Source organism: Lysinibacillus sp. NPDC093216 (assembly GCF_050280325.1).
Lineage (GTDB): Bacteria > Bacillota > Bacilli > Bacillales_A > Planococcaceae > Lysinibacillus.
Genome location: NZ_JBNNVB010000019.1, coordinates 1 through 16,982, shown reverse-complemented (window position 1 = coordinate 16,982; position 16,982 = coordinate 1). Strand labels below are relative to the sequence as shown.

Here is a 16,982-nt window from a genome sequence, read left to right as displayed (position 1 = left end):
ACTTGGCTGACGAAGATGAAGAAATCATGAAGAAGGGGTTGATAATATGGGTATTGAGTACAGTATAGTTCTTGAAGATAAAGAAAAAATAGATTTGGTAATCGAGGAAATATTCTCTGTCCTAAAGTCTAATGAAATGTATAAAGATGTAATTATGGATCAAAAAGTAATTGTATTTCCATATGACGATTTTAATTGGGATCGATGGTGTACTATAGAAAATTGCAAGGATGAAATATACATCTGCATCTGCACTAATGGTAACAGAAGAGTTCAAGAAATTGAGTTAATAGAGGAAGTTTGTAAAGTCATTGTAAACCTAAGTTTGCAATATGAGCTGGAAGAGATGTAATATTTACTCTTCAACCTCTTCTTAGACTAGGATTTACAGCTATGATAGGGCCACTTGATTCAGAAAACAGAACCGAATGGCGATGTGTGGAAGTACGAATACTTTGGTAATGGAATGAAGTCGCCTGAAGACATGGATTAATCTGTAGAAAGTAACTCAATGCAAAGGGGTGTAAAATCCGATAAGTTATTTGGATAATAATATGGAGAATAAAAATAACATAGTAGTTGAACGAAAAGAAAGTATTATATTTCAGTTAGACAAAAATCAGAATGTTGGTAATGGATGGATTGGTGGAAATGCCCCAGCATATTTTGACGATAAAAGTGAATTTTTTAGTGAAATTGGATCTGATTATCACTTCTATCTTTGTTTTGTAAGTCCACTAGATAAAAATAAGATGGTTTCGGTCTTTATACCAAAAGAATACGAAAATCGTGTTTCAAAAAATATTTATCCAAACTGCTCATTGTACGTGTTTGAACATCCGGTTTCAAAAGAAAGTTTGGATTCCACTTATACCGAATTTGGAATTGTTAAACACTATATTTCAGAAGGTATTTTTGTAAATGAGGAACAAGCCTTTGAAACACCTTTTTTTATTAAGTTTGGTGGGAATCCCTTTCACATCCAAGAAGAAGAATATTATTACTCAGAATTAGAAAAAGATGGGTATAGTTTCTTGTGTCAAATTGATGAGGACGGTTATCCCAATGGATTATTCCATTCAGGTACAAGCCTTCCATTTGGGTTTGGTGCTGTGTATTTGTATGCAATTGTGACGGAGGATTCAATAAAGAATCCAATAGTAGGATATTGGCAATATTCATAGGTTGATAAATATTCTAGTGAAATAAGTTATTTTTATAAAATAGAGGATAGAAAACGAAACTATATTTGAATAATGTACGAGGAAATCAAGTTGATGAAGACTTATTGTAAATGGAAAAACCAATTGCTAGAACACCAGCCAAGGGGATTTGCGGATGAGGTTCTCCTTTAATGCAGAAAAATTTGAAGACATTTAACTAAGGATGGAAATACTTTGAGAAAAATTTCCGGGATCAATTTTAAGAAGGAGAACTATGTCAATTAAACATTTAGAAATGTTAGAGAATCAGCTAATTCAAAGTGGCTGGTCGGTTTCAAATGCATATTCTGATCAATTGTATTATGTAACAAATGATTTTACAGTTTATTGGAAAATAACGAGAGGTATAAATAAAGAAGTTATTACTTTAATATTCCCTATTCATGGTGATTTTGGGAGAAGAAGTACTAATCTGAATGATATTTTCTATTGTGAAGAAAGTCGGAATGGCAAGATACTTTACTTTAAAAAAGTTAAGAGTAAAGAGTGGACTGTAAATCTTAAAGAGTGGGTAAGTAGTCTTATGCCGTAGTTAAGTGATTTATATGTTACCTCTTATAAAAGGTTCAATGATATGTGTTTTTAAATGGAGGAGTAGAATGAACTCAACAGTACTTGAAATTCGAAAAGAATTATTAGATAAGAGGAGTGAAGTAGAACAGAATATAGACAGTATGATTACTACAAAGTTATCAGAGATTTCTTATTGGAAATATGCTTCTGATGAATATTATGCTCATCTTCCTTACTTTCATGAGATAAATAAATTTAAAAAGGGGAGAATTTTAAAAAATATAAAGGAAAGCGAAAGATTTAGTAAAAGAATGATTCATGAATAAATTCGATGATACACAGTTGTATGTGTTACTAAATGAATCAAATTACGAGAAAATTAATGCGTTTTTACAAAAATATGGTTTAGATAGTGTGGATAGGGACGGTCGTACGTTTCTGATGACCGCAATCGTTGAAGGAAAGGATGATATTGTTAATTATCTTGTGAATATTGGATGTAATGTTAATATTAAAGATGCATCGGGCTTAACCGCACTGCATTTTGCAGCTATTTATGACAGATATAATATTGTTAAGGTTCTTATAATTCGTGGTGCTGAAATTGATGCAGTAGATAATTTAGGCAATACACCCTTATGGAGAGCGATCATGGAAAATAGTAATGAAACATCAACAATAAGATATCTATTAGAGAATGGAGCAGATCCTAAAAAGGCAAACAATCGTGGGATAGCACCAAAGGATTTACTCGAATAGTGCGATCTACAACTAATTCTATATTATTTTCTTGATAATAATGTATTTTATTAAGATTCAAAAACATATGTAAAGAAGACGTATAAGCACTTTCTTTACATATGTTTTTTGTATTTGACGAAAGACTTATCAGCATGACGGTCTACGGAAAATCCAGATGGAATTAAAGTTGGGAAACAAAAACGACAAAAAATTAGGGAAGTGTACAAGGTGATAAAAAAAGAATACGATTTGCTGCGTAAAATTTTTGAAAAATATTTCGACTCATACGAAGATATGCTTTACCAAATAAAAGACATAGTAAATGAAACAGTTATTTGGAGTGATTCGTTTTTGGAATTTTTCCCATACCAAAATGCACTGAATCAATTAAAGGAACCGAAAATCTATAAAGCTGAGCCCAAATCTAACGAGGGGGTTATAGTAAATAAGTTAAAAGATGGTGAACTGTACTATTCATATGATAGTGAAAATAAGGGATGGAGCAGCGTTTTTGTAATAAAAGAAGATGGAATGAAATTGTATCTTAGGTATCTAAATAACGATAATGATGAAATAGTTTTAGAACAAGTATATTGTGTAGTTTTTAAAGAGACTGCGATTGAAAAAGTAATATTCTATTTAAAGGACGTTGACTTGGATGGAGACGAAGAATTGAACGAAGAAACATTTTTGGTGGATAAATATTCTTATAATAGCAATGAGACAATTGATACAATTATTAGAAATGGTTTCTATCATGAAAATAAAAATATTATACCAACTACCACATTTCGATTTGAGTATGTTAACGAAGATATATTCATATACACAAAACAATTGAAACTAAATCAAATGGATGTCGAAAAGTTAAGGTGGAAGATCAAAAAATCCAAAATCCAGTAGAATATAATCCAAGTGAACATGGAAAGAATCCCTAACAAACTGCATAAAGATATTACTGAAAGAGAAAATAATGCTGGTTAATCTATATATGGTATTGGAAACTAAATCACATGTAAGGAGCTTAAAAACTGAATTTTATAAAGGAAGGAAATCATTTCTATGAATGAAATAAAACTAGAGGTTCAGGGATATTATGAAATTTTAAACTTACATAAAGCTTTACTTGAGGCAAAATTTCATAAGAGTCCAGATAATTTCGATGTTGCGGGTAGTCCCATTATTGCAAAAATCTGCAACAATATTGTAGATATGTTAACAGAATACGAAATCGAAGAAAAAGGTAAAGATACATGGAGTGAATGGCGGAAGATTGAAAATCATAATTTTTTTAAAGAAAGAGCAGTAGAAAATGCTCAAAATGGGGCATGGGAGAAGTTGAGTTATGAAGAAAAAGAGTTGTTAACAAAAAATATTTTTAGTCCATTTTCTTTTACGGAAAAAGATGTAATAGATTTTATAAAAACGGTTGAGGGAAAATTTAACATAGAATAAAAAGAGTAGCTAATTACAAAAGATGTAGAAACCTAAACGAGCACATGTAAATTTAATAAGGCTACCTGGAAAATCTAGTAAAGCAAGTAGTAATTTTCATAGACAATTGTCTCAGGCTTTCAAGAACTCCAAAAGGGAAGTTAGAAAAATAATTGCAGAATATCATAAAAATCATATAAAAGTGAGTTGTAAATAATAATGGGGATAATGAGTAAGGTTCATGTTTGGATAGGAATTAGCAACGTAGATAACGATACCTTTAATGAATACTTTGAAATCGATTATAGTGATCCAAACATGGATATCGATGATCCAAAATATAAGATATGTGAATTTTGTAAGGATATTAATGAAAAAGTGTATGACGAGGATTGGATTGGTGTCTACTGGCAAGATAAATTAACAGACGTGGATGAATTTATTGAAGAACTATCAGTAGAGGATGAGTCGATGGTTGAAATAAAAAACATCTGTATTCAAAAAGGATTAGACAAAGTAAACACAATGTTTTATTATTTCGATTCGGAAATCGAAATTACAGATGTTAAAAAGCTTTATAACGGCCTGCATTATATCGGATTATTCGAAACCGATTTTTAGTGCAAACGTAAAAATAACAATGTACATTTTTGCTAGTATAAGTATGTACACTTTCGCTGATTAACTACTTTTCTATACAAATGCGTGAATAATTACAACTTGACACGGACCTCTACTCAATAGCCTAGAACCCAGCTATATCAAGAGCTGGCTAACCGGTCAAGGCTATGATGCTCGCCACTTCCTGTAAAGTTATAATACAAAGGAAATCAAAAATGTACTTGGTTAAAAAAGCATTTTTGTACATATTTATTTAAACGTTTATATTTTAGTGCAGTAAGCATATCAAAAGAGTAATAGAACCTTAGGTGATAGGTGGTTTTTCTGCTCTTTTTTGCTATAAATTGAGCTGTTTTCACATTGCTATGGATCATCCTGCTGCTCCAAGGCCAATAGAAATTTTGAAACAATACGATATTGATTTCAACAGTGAGATAATGGAATTTATCTACGACATATGACTCGAATAGTTCTCAACCTGGGGTATAACAGGTAGAAAGAAAGAATAGAAGACAGGAAATATTGAAAGATATCAAAGAAGGTAAGGTTGCACAAAAATTAAGAAAGGAAAATAGGGTTACAAAAAATATGTCGATAAAAAAATCATTAATTGAACTAGTATCTGTTTGGGAAAGTACAAACGATCCTATTGAGATTGCCAAATCTGCTTATATTGTTTATTTAGAATATAATCGACACTTACCAAATGAAATTGAAGGCATTATTAAAGACATAATGATTATGGAAGCCGACGAGTGTATGATTATGGGAGTTGATGAAATCAATTATCTTATAAAAAAATTACAAAATTTTGCTGAATCGTTAACAATAAATATTTAATATCATGGTGTTTGTTGCTCATATTTGAATCGCTATAAAACATACAACGAATGTCTGCGAGTTGAGCAAATGGATTTCTAAGCAATACCACTATGCTATGAAAGATATAATAAATAGGGAAAGAAAAATCTTAGAACTGGCAAAACCAGACTACATTGTGAAGGATGAGTATGAGATGAGTTATTTCAGATTGTTAGCTTCTTACAAAAGAGATGTATATTTCTTTTATTCTAATGAGAATAAATATAATAGATTTGATTTAGATAAAGGAACACCTTATTCTCAGAGTGAAAAACTTTTATACGTGGTAGATAGGTTCGATTCTTATATGGAACAGTATGATATTTTACCAACAGTCGGTGGTAAACTAGTAAGTTTAAAGCTAAAAACACTAATAGAAGGATTAGGTTCAGATTGCGAGTTCATTCCTGCAATAATAAAATCTACAGAAACGGGAGAAATAAACAATTCTTACTTTGTAATGAATGTTTTAAATCTGATTCCTTGTTTAGATCATAATAGATCAGACTATGAACCACTAATTAAATCCATACCTGATGGGCCAATTAGTTTAAATATTATTGCTTTTATTCAAGAATCCCTTAATGGATATCATGTCGTAAGAATGAAAGAATCAAAAGAAGAGATAGTTGTAGATGAAGTTTTCGTGGATGCTTGCAGAAAAGAGAAAATTCAAGGCGTTCTGTTAGTTAAAGAAGGAAATGTACGTAGTCCGGAATTTGTTGATTTAAAATAAAATAATTCTGAATGGAAGTAGAAACTTAGTGATAATAAAACAGACATCGTAGTACTCGCTGGATGATATGTGATAACATTTGTCTATATATCTCTATGATAATTAAGAATTTCTCACTTGCAAAAAACATTTAAGGAGTAGCATAAATCCGCAGTATCTGGATTTATTGCTACTCTTTTTTTAAACTAAATTTATTTACCTTTTGGATAAAGTTTAACTATTGTTATGACGTATTCAGAAGTGATTCGAGGAAACAATTGGAAAAGTAGGGGGATTGGGATAAAATAATAGCAAAGCAAGCACAAGAGTTGTTAGATGTAACGTTTGATGCAGCTAAGTACCTAGGGGAAGCACGAGATAAGTTTTACAAAGAATTCAATAAATACATATATGATAAATACAAGTAAATTTGAGATTAAAGGAGCAAGTATGAAGATAATAGAGATTATTAAAAAAATTGAACAGGATAGTAATTGTAGACTTGTGAAAAGGATCACAGATTTCACAAGTGATTTAGCTCTTCCAAAAGATTTGCATTATTTTTTTAGTAATTATGACTCCCTACAAATGTTTTTAGATAAGCCTTATGGAATAAAAATAGTTTCTTCAAATGAGTTTATTCCAACTAGTAAAAGGCTTTACCCAGAGGATGATGTTATTTGGGAGGAACTAGAAGATGATATTAGTAATGACTGGTATCTTATTGCTGAATCTGAACAAATAAACCAATACATTAGTATTGACATGAGCAAGTCTCATTTCGGTTATTGCTATGATAGTTTTTTGGAAACCCATGCAACACCAGGGGATAGTCAGATTATTGCTAAAAGCTTTACGGAACTGTTAGAGCATTTATACTCTAGTAAAGGTGAAAATTGGTTTTGGTTGGCTGAAAATTTCGAATCGTATGGGGATGCTTATGATGGTACCAATTAGACAGATAGGGGAAGACGATTGGATTGAAAACCTAACATCCTTTCTTGAGGATTATGATGTAGAAGTGATTTCATTAGAATGTGAAAAAATTTTTCAAAAGACAGAGCAATATCTAGACTGGATAATTCCCTCACAAACGAAAGACTATTTCATAAATTTTGGTGGTATTGAAAGTTCTGATTTCATGTACAACCTTAAGAAAATTGATGAGTGGGAAGTATTCACAAATTCTATTTGGGAATTTGTATCATTACACTTTCAACAGTAAGAAACAGATAAATATATTGTTTTTTCTGAAAGCCCTAGCAATGATCCTATTTGTTTTAAAAGAGACACTGGAGAGGTTTATTTGTTTTCTCATGATCCCATTAATGGGGCTAAAGTATATAAAGATTTCAATGACTATTTATTAAATGAGATAATTGAAATCCAGAAATTGTACACAGAAGTTACTTTTGATAGTTCTAAGGAAGAAATAGAGTATAAAGCAAATCTGCTGGATGGCGAAGGTATTGATTTTGATTTCCGTTATTTAAAACTTTAGGCACAAATAACAACAGAAATGATTTAAAAACACATATAAAGAAGCCAATTAAGCTTTTTTATATGTGTTTTTGTTGGTAAAGAACTGCCTTGTCCTGTGTATTTACTACTCTGTTTCATCAGACAAAGGGTTTTCAAGGATTGGCAGATAACCTTTGGATTGCGAGTAGCTTAGTGCAATAATCGATGTCATTCGTAATGAAATGGGAAATGTATTGTAAATCACGGTTTCTCTCTTAGAGGCAAGAACATTGGACAGATCAATGAAAAAAATAAACGAGAGGGTTGAGCTTATGTGAAACAAATAGAAAATTCGATATTAAAATTTATACAGACAATGAATAAATACCCACAAGAAGAATCCCCAGTTGTAAAGAATGGTGGAGTACGTTATAAATCAGAATTAGTAAAACTACAGGTAGATGAAAAAATTTATTTTTCTCCTGAATTAAATTTTTTTTATGAACGTTGTGAAATAATTTGTGATATCCGTCATGATGGTCACAAGCTAAAAAGCACGAGCATTGATTTAGGAAATTCATCTCTTAGTCTTTGGTCTCCTGAAAATCTTGTCTATAGGCAAGAGGGGTTTCGTTGGATTGGAACGGATCTAGAAGATGATCCAGAATGGAATCCATTTTGGCTTGTCATTGCAGATAAAAATGATGATCCTGTCGTGGTTGTAACTGATAAAGAAGGCTCACCAGTCATGGCCTCTTATGAAACAGGTGCTCTTTTTCCGATTGCAAACTCTTTTTCCGATTTTCTGGATTATCTCTCAATTACTTTAGAATTAGTACAAGGAAAATATAATGGGGAAATAATAGATGATGAATCTTGTGAATTGCTCGAAGGCTTTATAGAAGATTTAAAAGAGATGATAAGTAAGATAAATAAAAACGATGAACTTGTTGAAAATTTTATCGATTACTTATATGGTTGATAATCAAAAAAATGTAGTTACGGAACTTTATCTTGCGTTTCACATTAAGAGTTGATGTTAAAATTATTAAAAAGAAGGAACGATTAACGAAATAATTGAAGAGGGGCTGTCAACTGGCAGCCCCTTAGTTCATTTTATCGAGAAGAATCCTGAATTAATCGATTAATTTTGCGAGTTTATCGAGAACTCAATTAATTGCAGTCAATCCTCACCTAAGCTATGCATTTATAGATTCCTTTTTAATACCTAAATAAGTGAATGACCTCCAAATATATTCTAATGGCCCGAAGCGGAATTTGGATAACCAAAGCTTACTAAAAATCACTTGGAAAACAAAAATGACAATGGCAATGATGATAGCTGTAGTTAAGTGGAGTTTTCCGTATACGCCGAATGCAAATGGTCCAAATAAAAATGTACATATAATAGATTGCCCGATATAGTTTGTGAATGCCATTCTTCCTGGGAACGCTAACCACTGTAATATTTTCTTCCCTTTCACCGTGTGATAAATAAAGATTAAGCTAATGGCATAAAAGATTGTTAGGAGTGGCGAGCTAATATATTGAACAGTAGAAAAGTTTTCTGAAAGGGAAGGTAATATCCAGCCCAATGTTCCACCAAAAATCAATGTTAGTAACCACGTAATGAAAAATCCTTTTCGATATTCTTCAAAACGATGAATCCATTTTTTCTTCGCAACAGCTGCTCCAAATAAGAACATTAGTAAGAATGGAAGATTTGAAAATAAAAAAAATATAGGATTGCCTAAAAAAAGAACATACAGCCCATTACGCATTGTATAAAAAGTTCTTTCCATAAGATTAGCATCTAATAATTCTTGAATATCTCCATTTTGGTGGGCATCGATCGTAACTTGCATGAGCTGACGACTTTCCTCTGACATGGACATGGACATTGACATAGTAGAATCAGAAGATATTGCCCCAAACGTAAATGATCCCAAAAGTAAGCTATATAAAGTTAAACTAATAATTAACATAGCTTTTGGTTTTAACTTATGCATGAGAAGGAGTAATAATCCTAAAATTGCATAGTCTGTTAAAATATCTCCAAACCAAATGAAATAGGCGTGGATACAACCGAAAATAAATAACGCAATAAGTCGTCTAGAATAAATTCCCCAAAAGTTTAATTGCTTAGCAGTGGCTCTTTCTTGCATAATGACCATTCCAAAACCGAACAGCATAGAAAACAGCATAACAAATTTTCCTTCGACAAACATAGTAAGAATAGTATGAACTGTATAATCGGCTTGATTCCAAAAAGAAGTCCATTCATTTTTAAAACTTAGATCTTCCTGCATATAGGCCGGATAAAGGAACCAAACAATATTGGCTAATATGATTCCTAATAATGCGAACCCCCTTAATACATCGAGTGTTTCAATCCGCTCTTTGGCAGATATGGGTGAAAGCTTTTGCTTCATATAATCGTCCTTTCAATTGTTATTTTGTCCTTTCAACAAGTGGCCTATAGTTGAAAAAAACTTGTTAATGAAACTTTAAATGATAATTATCAGGATTTTATAAGGAAAACTAAATATCGTGATTTTTTGTGAAATATTTACTGTATAAGAAATTCATTCTTTTTTATGCATGAACTATTAATTATCGGAATTAACAGAGATAAGGAAGTAGGAAAAAGAGTGTATCATAAGGAAAAGATATGTTAAGTTAGATATTCCTGGAATATACATGGAAGATAAATTAAGGGAATTTTATGTACGGTAATGATGACTTTATAAGAGGTGAAACTACAATGAAAACTAGATTAGAAGACTGCATTCTTTCGTTAAAATTTATAGAAGCGAAAGCATTAGTGGATGGTTTGAATAAAGATGAATTTGAAGATTATATATTGGAGTTGTGTTATAAATCAGAAAGTATCATATATTATTCTTTTGTTTTAGATTTATTAAAAAATAGAGAAACAGCTTTCCTTCACTATATAGCTTCAATTATTTTATCTCTCCCATTATGTCATTTAGAGGGAGCTTATCAGGCAGCATTTTATCACGCAAAAAAGGCAATCGACTGCGATGAAGATGATGTAGAGCTAAAAGAATATTTATTATTTTTTAACGCTATACCTGATAAATTATTAAGTGATCGAGAGGCTAAAATACTAGCTGAAAAAGTCTTAAAAATAAAACCAGATAGTGAGGTTGCAAAAAAGCACAGATAAGTTTTCGAAAAATCAATTTCTTGTTTATCATATAATCTCCAAATTTAGTGAAAATGGAATATAAACCTTCCGCGTTAATTAAAACGTCTGCGCAACAGGGAGAGTGGCAAGGTGTACCAATGTTTGCAGCTTGTTCTACCGTAAGTATGCCTTGAAAATTATCAAACATACCTAAAATATGGTAATCTTATATGAGAAGACGATACGTTTTCATCGATGCCAAATGGACGGCATTAGGGGAACAAATTCTCACAAGTTTGCCGTTTAGGTTTAAGAATAAATTGATAGAAAAAAAGGAGAAGATACACGATGGGAATCATGGCCAGTTACTTATCATTAAACGATGCTTTAGCGGATGAAATTTCCCAGTTAGACAATTCTCATATCGTCGAGAAGATTGAGGAGCTTATGGAAAAACAATGCTGTCCCGTATATGAAATGGATAAATTATGGGACGGATTGCATTGTTTGCTAACAGGGATCTCTGCCTCGCAGCCAATCGAGGACCACCCATTAAGCGAGGCCATTGTCGGAGTCCGCGTGCTGGATATTGAAGAATTCGTCAGCGTCATTGGTTCTGATGAGCTACCCCGCATTTTAGAGGCTCTTCATTCTATGGATAGGACCGTCTTGCAGCAACAATTCAAGCCAGCCGATTTTAGAGCGAAACAGATTTATCCGGATATTTGGGCGGACGATGAAGCTGAGGAACTTTTCGCAGAACTTATAGCGGAACTCGATCAGTTAATCCATTTTTATGAACAAAGCCTTGCCCGGGGTCATGACATATTGATCAGCATTTATTAAAACCGCAACAATAATAAACTGTACCCCATCGAGAGACTTTTATAAAGTGTCTACTCGATAGGGCACAGTTTATTCTGACGAGTTTTTTCTTTTACTCTAAAACGCTTAGAAATAGAGTGGCAAAAATTACACCTACATCTACACGGTCAACTCCAGCAGTCGCCGACTGACAGCTTTAATCACAACCAACATTTGTTTTTTACATCGAACATCGCTTTTTTCAAGTATTAAGAACATTTTTCAGTTACGCTTCACTATGCCCGTTGACGCTTACACGGATAAGAGGAGCTTGATTGGATTTGATTTATACCTTGGACTACCAAATGAAAAGAGGGTTAGAGCATAGTGCATTTAAAAAACAAAGAACTAATTAAACAGAGATTAGATGGTGCTTGGGTTTACGAGAGAATCGTAAAGATTGAATATAATGTTGAAAAGGATGTTGAAGATAACTATATTGGAACACTGGATCTTACCTTTCATATTACCTTTATAGAAACAAAAGAACCTTTCAAAATAAGGATTAGATATTATCATGTTTACGATTTAACGATAAGAAAAGCAACAACTTTTCCACTGTCTAGGGACTTAATTGTTCATGATATGAAAGAGCAAGGTTTGGTGAGCAGTCAGCGTTATCATGTACATGATGATAGTGGATATGGTGAAAATGATGGATTCGAATTTATTGAGTTTTATTGTACTTCTATGGAAGTCATTTCGGTAGAAGAATTTTATAAGGTTTGAATAGTTACATTGAGTAAAGAAAAAATCATAGTATTAAAAAATAGAGCTCGTTAAATTTTTTCATTGACCAAATACAAACCCTTATTCATAGCGAATAGATACCAAGTGCGAACCCTATCATTTATCATCTAATCGAAAGGAAGATATTAATCAATGTTTGAGGAAAAAATAAGGAAAGTCATAGGTGAACGAGCATTACTTCATGATAATGATCCAAGAATTGAGCAGAAATGGGAAGAACTAATAGCCTTACTAAGTGAAGAAGAAAATTTGACCATGAATTTCTTGCAAGTATGTACAAAAATGGAACTTTTATTTGTAAGTGAGGTTTTCGAAGAAGTTGCTTATAATTTGCAAAGTAAAAAGTATATTGAGTTACTATATTCTTTAGATCAAAGATATCCAGACTTAAATTTAAAAACGCATATACAAATTGCTGAAGAGCATATGGAATAAAAAAGGGGGAGGTGCATTAAGCTATTGCATATTCAAAACTTTCTAATATAAAAAGAGAGGTAATGTAATATGACATATGATGAAGTGGAAGCCGTTTTATCTCAAGTGTTGGATAGAGAATGGGATGACTTAGATCCACCTTCTTTGAATGATTGGGAAAAAACAGAGAGAAAACTTAATTGTAGATTTGGGGATGAGTTTAAATATTTTTTTATCTTAATTTCTAAATATGTATTACCAGGTATTTTAAACGTATCAACAGGAAAAAATAATGGGAATGATTTAATTACGTTTGTGTATGATTATGAGATTAATAATGGCAATTGGAATGCAAATATGATTCCATTCTTCGAGATCGGTAACGGTGATTATTTTTGTATAAATGCAAAATACGGCCCAGCATCCCCTGTATATTACTATTCTAGTGAAGATTTTAATGTTGAGGAATACAATACAAGCTTTGAAGAATGGATCAACAACTTGCCTCAGTTTTTAAATGGATAAATGTTGATTAGCCTTGATAAAAGTTTCAGTGAAGTTTCTTCTTCTGCTAATAATTATTTGTACTACATAAAAGAGACAATCCTCTCCAACATTGAATTAGAATAATCAGTAGCTGATTGAGGAGTAGCTGATTGAGTTAATCTGGTGATAATATTTTCGAAGCATTAGATTATTGTGCCAAGCCCTGTTAGGAGAAGAAATAGAATCTCTTTCGAATAGAAAGGAATTAAAATGAAAAATCTTAAGAAAGTCGAACTTTCTCAACTAAGTGATATTCAAGTTGATTATTACTTTGGGGTTTCAGAAGAAATAGAAATATTAGTAATAAAGTATTCTGGTAAATACGGGTTCGGATCTGCTGGAAATACTGATGCTATTTATATGAATGCTATGGGAAAGGCAGCGATGGAGGCATGGGATCCTGATGCCATTATTATTGATCTGCAAGATTTAAATTATGAATGGGGAGATATGCTAGAATATGTGTTTAATATTAGTGCAGATAAATACCCTAATGAGGCATTACCATTAGCTGTTATCGTTGGGACGGGCTGTGAAAAGGCAGTTAGAACATTATTATTAGGAATTGATAGTAAAGAACCTATAGATAAAATTGGATGGATATTTAAAGATCTCGAGACGGCTTGTAAATATATTAATAAGAAATTCGAGGGTAATTTATAAATGCAAAGCTATCCAGAGTAAGCAAAACTGTGAGAATTTATCCTGTTTTCTGTAAAGGAGTGAGTAGAGTGATTGATAACAATTTACCTATTGTTCCTTGGGTAGGACTTGGAGGGGTTAAGCTTTATAGTCATATAAGCCAGTTCTACGATTTAATTGTTAATATGGATGAGAAGTCAAGATTGTTTACAAAGTTTTTTATTAGATATGAAATTAAAGATTCTGTAGACCTTTGGTTCAATTTGATGAATGGGAAGCTCTTTAAAATAACAGCATTGAAAGATTACAAAGGGTTATTATTTAACAAGATACATATTGGGATGCATATTGATGAGGTGCACAAAATAGAGCCGAGTTTTCAATATGATGATTTTGAAGAAGTCTATGTTAGTGCAAATGGTATATATATTGAAACTGATCCAATTGAGCATACCGTATTGTGGATATCGGTATTTGTTAAAGAAATAGATACTGATGATTTTGAGAGAGGGAAATGGTAAAGAGTGCTTATGGAGAATTTGTCGGTAAAAACGAGAGACATACTACTACAGGCAGGCTGGAATCCAAATAATAAGATTAACGTAACTAAATCCGTAATGTTTTTGGAAACGATGGGATATCAAGTAAATGATTCTGTGATTGATGTATTAGGTAAAAATGCAAGCTCATTATATAAATTCGGCGACAACATTTTTGAAGCATTAGATACTCTTTGTTTATATAAAATACCGGAAAAAATCAATTAAAATAGGTGATATTTACAACTTGGTCTAATCGGAATTCAGGATGAAAGTGCTGTTATTGAAGATATAGGGAATCTTTAATTATAAACAATGGTCAAAGGAGTAAACAATACAAATGACAAAAGAGTGGTATGAAGAAACAGTAATTCCAATAAAGATCCCAAGTTTCAGTTCAACGAATATGAACTATATTACAGGTTTCAATTATTATATAGGATACAATTCATATTATGATGAAGTTTCCTATTTAGAAGTAGATTTTTTAGTAGAAGTGGATAGAAGTAAGTATACGTTGAAGATGAAATTTAATGATGTTTCTTCCCTTGATTTAATAGGATTTGGAAATAGCTACAACCAATTAATGGGCTTTACAATTCATAATTTAAGTAAAAATGGTTTTGAATTAGATAATAAATATTTGGTAGAAGATTATGAAAATAACATCATTAAATTTTACTGTGCTAGTTTTGAAGTGCTGTCTTTAGTTGAAATTTAGGTGGAAACAATATAGAAGGAACTAAAGGAGAAATTAGATGATTAACTATGGAACTCTTTACTTCGATCATTACACAAAATTTTTAGGAAGGCCAATCGATCGGGAGGTGTATAAATATAGTGAAGAAATGCCAAGTATCCAAATTTTGAAGTATGAAAATGTCTTTGAAGAATGCTTGGTTTATACCACACTTGGTTTGAGTAAATATACAGAAGTAGTGGGCGATTATATTGAGATTTCTATGGTAGTTGATGGAGCGTTTAATAGTTCGGGCTTTATTCTTGCAAATACGTTATTTTACTGTGTCCAAAATCAAATGCAGATAGGGAGAGGCATAGCGATCAGTGGAATAGAGAACATTGATGCTGCTTTTGTTCATAAATATAATAAAAGTGCTGTCTATTTTACTGAGCTGTATGCTTTTCCAGAAGAATATAGTACGGCCCTTACAGACTCTTACGAAAGGGATGGAAAACTGCTGCTAGCATTTTTCATTTCAAAGTCCGAATATGATTATTTTGCAAAACATGGGGCAGAGAAATTTGAGGATCTGTTAGAAGAAGGGAACGTGGATCCATTTAACGTTAAAAGAGCTTTGGTGGTTTAATAGGGAGTGTCTGCCTGCTACATAGATTAATAACAAAAGTATATACATAAAAGGTAAATGAATATATGAATCTAAAAGAAGTTGAAAATTTACCGGACAGATTAGCAACAGAAACGATAGCATTGATTTTTCAAAAAACTTTAATTGAATTTGGAGAAGGAAAGATTGTAAAGGGTGAGTTTTTACTTATCATTAGTCAATTAACTGATAGACAAGTTATGACATACGAATTATTAGAAAATAGTATAAGAAATAAATTGGATTTAACGATTTTAAAAATATGGAATACAGATTCTTATGAAGAGGTTGATATCATACTTTCTATAGTTGTAAATCTTGGACTGGTAAAAAGTTTTCAAAAAATAAGAGACTCTATAAATATGAATAAGCGGATAAATCAAATAATACTAGCTGAAATAATAGAGACAGTTGAAGAAGTGGGGGATACTATTTCGAATCCATATTATAGTTTAGGAAAGTTTAAATAGCTGTGTATCTTTAACAAGATACATTCAATCGGGATTCTAAAGAGGAATTATTATGATTAATATGGAACCATTTAGACAGATCTCCTTCAGAGGGAGAGTAGCTTATGGCGTTAGTTGTTTTGAGAATGCACTAATAGCATTAAATTATGATAGTAACGATTGGAAAATAGTTTTAAACTATTTATGGGAATTCACAAGCATACAATATTTAGATAATTGGAATGATGTAGTAGTCGAATTAATTCCAGAAAATTTATTGGAATTTAAAACATACGAAGAAGAAGAGTTTGAGCGTTTAAGTAGAGATGAATTTACAACTTTATATAAATTATATCAAAGTGTTGAGGACTCTATTAATGTGTTACTTCGATATATCTATAATCTTGGAATCAGTCATGTGTACACAATCATTGAAGAATACGGTGAAGGCAGTCTTTTATCCTTGGAAGTACTCATAAATTTTATGATTGAAAATAAATTCCCATTGCCAAACATTGAACCGTTTCTAAAATCTTCTATAGTAGAAAATAGAGGATGGGGGAATAAATTTATTGGTACAGAACTATCAAAAATTCTATAATGTATTAATTTCTATTTGAATCAATTTCATAAATCACTTTTTTCAAGAGCTTAGACTGCTCCTATTAAGAAAACTTACGTTTTTAAAAATTATGCTGCTTGAGTTTGTACT

At 31.8% G+C, this 16,982-nt stretch carries 27 protein-coding genes; 26 read left to right on the top strand and 1 reads right to left on the bottom strand.

Annotation, left to right across the window (positions count from 1 at the left end; translation table 11 throughout):
• The first annotated feature begins 46 nt into the window (after window positions 1–46).
• The 14 genes from ACQKOG_RS18525 (at window position 47) to ACQKOG_RS18460 (ending at window position 8,551) form a co-directional block, all read left to right on the top strand.
• Window positions 47–352 carry a hypothetical protein gene (locus ACQKOG_RS18525; RefSeq protein WP_427447849.1) on the top strand — a complete coding sequence of 102 codons (306 nt, stop codon included), beginning with the start codon at window positions 47–49 and terminating at the stop codon, window positions 350–352.
• 202 nt (window positions 353–554) lie between these two features.
• Window positions 555–1,184 carry a hypothetical protein gene (locus ACQKOG_RS18520; protein WP_427447847.1) on the top strand — a complete coding sequence of 210 codons (630 nt, stop codon included), beginning with the start codon at window positions 555–557 and terminating at the stop codon, window positions 1,182–1,184.
• A gap of 253 nt (window positions 1,185–1,437) precedes the next feature.
• On the top strand, window positions 1,438–1,755 hold the full coding sequence (locus ACQKOG_RS18515; protein WP_370079778.1) for a hypothetical protein: 318 nt from the start codon (window positions 1,438–1,440) through the stop codon (window positions 1,753–1,755).
• A 67-nt stretch (window positions 1,756–1,822) separates the two neighbouring features.
• Entirely contained in the window at window positions 1,823–2,062 is a 240-nt protein-coding gene (locus ACQKOG_RS18510; RefSeq protein ID WP_370079780.1) for a hypothetical protein, read from the top strand.
• Window positions 2,055–2,495 carry an ankyrin repeat domain-containing protein gene (locus ACQKOG_RS18505; protein ID WP_370079782.1) on the top strand — a complete coding sequence of 147 codons (441 nt, stop codon included), beginning with the start codon at window positions 2,055–2,057 and terminating at the stop codon, window positions 2,493–2,495. The genes ACQKOG_RS18510 and ACQKOG_RS18505 overlap by 8 nt, the downstream gene beginning before the upstream one ends.
• Before the next feature lie 210 nt (window positions 2,496–2,705).
• Window positions 2,706–3,380, top strand: a complete 675-nt coding sequence (locus ACQKOG_RS18500) for a hypothetical protein (protein ID WP_427447844.1) — start codon at window positions 2,706–2,708, stop codon at window positions 3,378–3,380.
• A 159-nt stretch (window positions 3,381–3,539) separates the two neighbouring features.
• A complete protein-coding gene (locus ACQKOG_RS18495) occupies window positions 3,540–3,932 on the top strand; it encodes a hypothetical protein (RefSeq protein ID WP_370079786.1) in 393 nt (130 codons plus the stop codon).
• 207 nt (window positions 3,933–4,139) lie between these two features.
• Window positions 4,140–4,532 carry an immunity 22 family protein gene (locus ACQKOG_RS18490; RefSeq protein ID WP_370079788.1) on the top strand — a complete coding sequence of 131 codons (393 nt, stop codon included), beginning with the start codon at window positions 4,140–4,142 and terminating at the stop codon, window positions 4,530–4,532.
• Between the two features lie 522 nt (window positions 4,533–5,054).
• Window positions 5,055–5,372 (top strand): hypothetical protein, encoded by a 318-nt coding sequence (locus ACQKOG_RS18485; protein WP_370079789.1) that lies wholly within the window; start codon window positions 5,055–5,057, stop codon window positions 5,370–5,372.
• Window positions 5,373–5,433: 61 nt separating this feature from the next.
• The gene (locus tag ACQKOG_RS18480; RefSeq protein ID WP_370079791.1) at window positions 5,434–6,129 is read left to right on the top strand and encodes an imm11 family protein; all 696 of its coding nucleotides are present in this window, start codon (window positions 5,434–5,436) and stop codon (window positions 6,127–6,129) included.
• 429 nt (window positions 6,130–6,558) lie between these two features.
• Window positions 6,559–7,065, top strand: a complete 507-nt coding sequence (locus ACQKOG_RS18475) for an SMI1/KNR4 family protein (RefSeq protein ID WP_370079793.1) — start codon at window positions 6,559–6,561, stop codon at window positions 7,063–7,065.
• On the top strand, window positions 7,049–7,333 hold the full coding sequence (locus tag ACQKOG_RS18470) for a hypothetical protein (protein ID WP_427447841.1): 285 nt from the start codon (window positions 7,049–7,051) through the stop codon (window positions 7,331–7,333). Before ACQKOG_RS18475 ends, ACQKOG_RS18470 begins: the two co-directional genes overlap by 17 nt.
• A gap of 81 nt (window positions 7,334–7,414) precedes the next feature.
• Window positions 7,415–7,609: a hypothetical protein gene (locus ACQKOG_RS18465; RefSeq protein ID WP_427447839.1), complete on the top strand. Its 195-nt coding sequence runs from the start codon at window positions 7,415–7,417 to the stop codon at window positions 7,607–7,609.
• A gap of 294 nt (window positions 7,610–7,903) precedes the next feature.
• On the top strand, window positions 7,904–8,551 hold the full coding sequence (locus ACQKOG_RS18460; RefSeq protein ID WP_402869834.1) for a hypothetical protein: 648 nt from the start codon (window positions 7,904–7,906) through the stop codon (window positions 8,549–8,551).
• Between the two features lie 217 nt (window positions 8,552–8,768).
• Here ACQKOG_RS18460 and ACQKOG_RS18455 read toward each other — a convergent pair whose 3' ends face one another.
• Window positions 8,769–10,001 carry a DUF418 domain-containing protein gene (locus tag ACQKOG_RS18455; RefSeq protein WP_427447837.1) on the bottom strand — a complete coding sequence of 411 codons (1,233 nt, stop codon included), beginning with the start codon at window positions 9,999–10,001 and terminating at the stop codon, window positions 8,769–8,771.
• Between the two features lie 332 nt (window positions 10,002–10,333).
• Here ACQKOG_RS18455 and ACQKOG_RS18450 point away from each other — a divergent pair, with 332 nt between their 5' ends.
• From ACQKOG_RS18450 to ACQKOG_RS18395, 12 genes are all read left to right on the top strand, one after another.
• Window positions 10,334–10,759, top strand: a complete 426-nt coding sequence (locus ACQKOG_RS18450) for a hypothetical protein (protein ID WP_402869838.1) — start codon at window positions 10,334–10,336, stop codon at window positions 10,757–10,759.
• Window positions 10,760–11,068: 309 nt separating this feature from the next.
• On the top strand, window positions 11,069–11,566 hold the full coding sequence (locus ACQKOG_RS18445; protein ID WP_402869840.1) for a YfbM family protein: 498 nt from the start codon (window positions 11,069–11,071) through the stop codon (window positions 11,564–11,566).
• A gap of 345 nt (window positions 11,567–11,911) precedes the next feature.
• Window positions 11,912–12,313, top strand: a complete 402-nt coding sequence (locus ACQKOG_RS18440) for a hypothetical protein (RefSeq protein ID WP_402869842.1) — start codon at window positions 11,912–11,914, stop codon at window positions 12,311–12,313.
• Between the two features lie 153 nt (window positions 12,314–12,466).
• Window positions 12,467–12,769 (top strand): hypothetical protein, encoded by a 303-nt coding sequence (locus ACQKOG_RS18435; protein WP_402869844.1) that lies wholly within the window; start codon window positions 12,467–12,469, stop codon window positions 12,767–12,769.
• Between the two features lie 69 nt (window positions 12,770–12,838).
• Window positions 12,839–13,273, top strand: a complete 435-nt coding sequence (locus tag ACQKOG_RS18430; protein WP_402869846.1) for an SMI1/KNR4 family protein — start codon at window positions 12,839–12,841, stop codon at window positions 13,271–13,273.
• Window positions 13,274–13,504: 231 nt separating this feature from the next.
• A complete protein-coding gene (locus ACQKOG_RS18425) occupies window positions 13,505–13,957 on the top strand; it encodes a hypothetical protein (RefSeq protein WP_402869848.1) in 453 nt (150 codons plus the stop codon).
• A gap of 68 nt (window positions 13,958–14,025) precedes the next feature.
• Window positions 14,026–14,457, top strand: a complete 432-nt coding sequence (locus ACQKOG_RS18420) for a hypothetical protein (protein ID WP_427447834.1) — start codon at window positions 14,026–14,028, stop codon at window positions 14,455–14,457.
• Window positions 14,458–14,466: 9 nt separating this feature from the next.
• Window positions 14,467–14,703, top strand: coding sequence for a hypothetical protein (locus ACQKOG_RS18415; protein ID WP_427447832.1), 237 nt, complete (start codon window positions 14,467–14,469; stop codon window positions 14,701–14,703).
• A gap of 112 nt (window positions 14,704–14,815) precedes the next feature.
• Window positions 14,816–15,196 (top strand): hypothetical protein, encoded by a 381-nt coding sequence (locus tag ACQKOG_RS18410; RefSeq protein WP_402869854.1) that lies wholly within the window; start codon window positions 14,816–14,818, stop codon window positions 15,194–15,196.
• A 37-nt stretch (window positions 15,197–15,233) separates the two neighbouring features.
• On the top strand, window positions 15,234–15,803 hold the full coding sequence (locus ACQKOG_RS18405) for a suppressor of fused domain protein (RefSeq protein WP_427447830.1): 570 nt from the start codon (window positions 15,234–15,236) through the stop codon (window positions 15,801–15,803).
• A 65-nt stretch (window positions 15,804–15,868) separates the two neighbouring features.
• Complete coding sequence (locus ACQKOG_RS18400) at window positions 15,869–16,291, top strand: hypothetical protein (RefSeq protein WP_415733272.1); 423 nt, start codon at window positions 15,869–15,871, stop codon at window positions 16,289–16,291.
• A 52-nt stretch (window positions 16,292–16,343) separates the two neighbouring features.
• Entirely contained in the window at window positions 16,344–16,871 is a 528-nt protein-coding gene (locus tag ACQKOG_RS18395; RefSeq protein ID WP_427447828.1) for a hypothetical protein, read from the top strand.
• Window positions 16,872–16,982 lie beyond the last annotated feature (111 nt).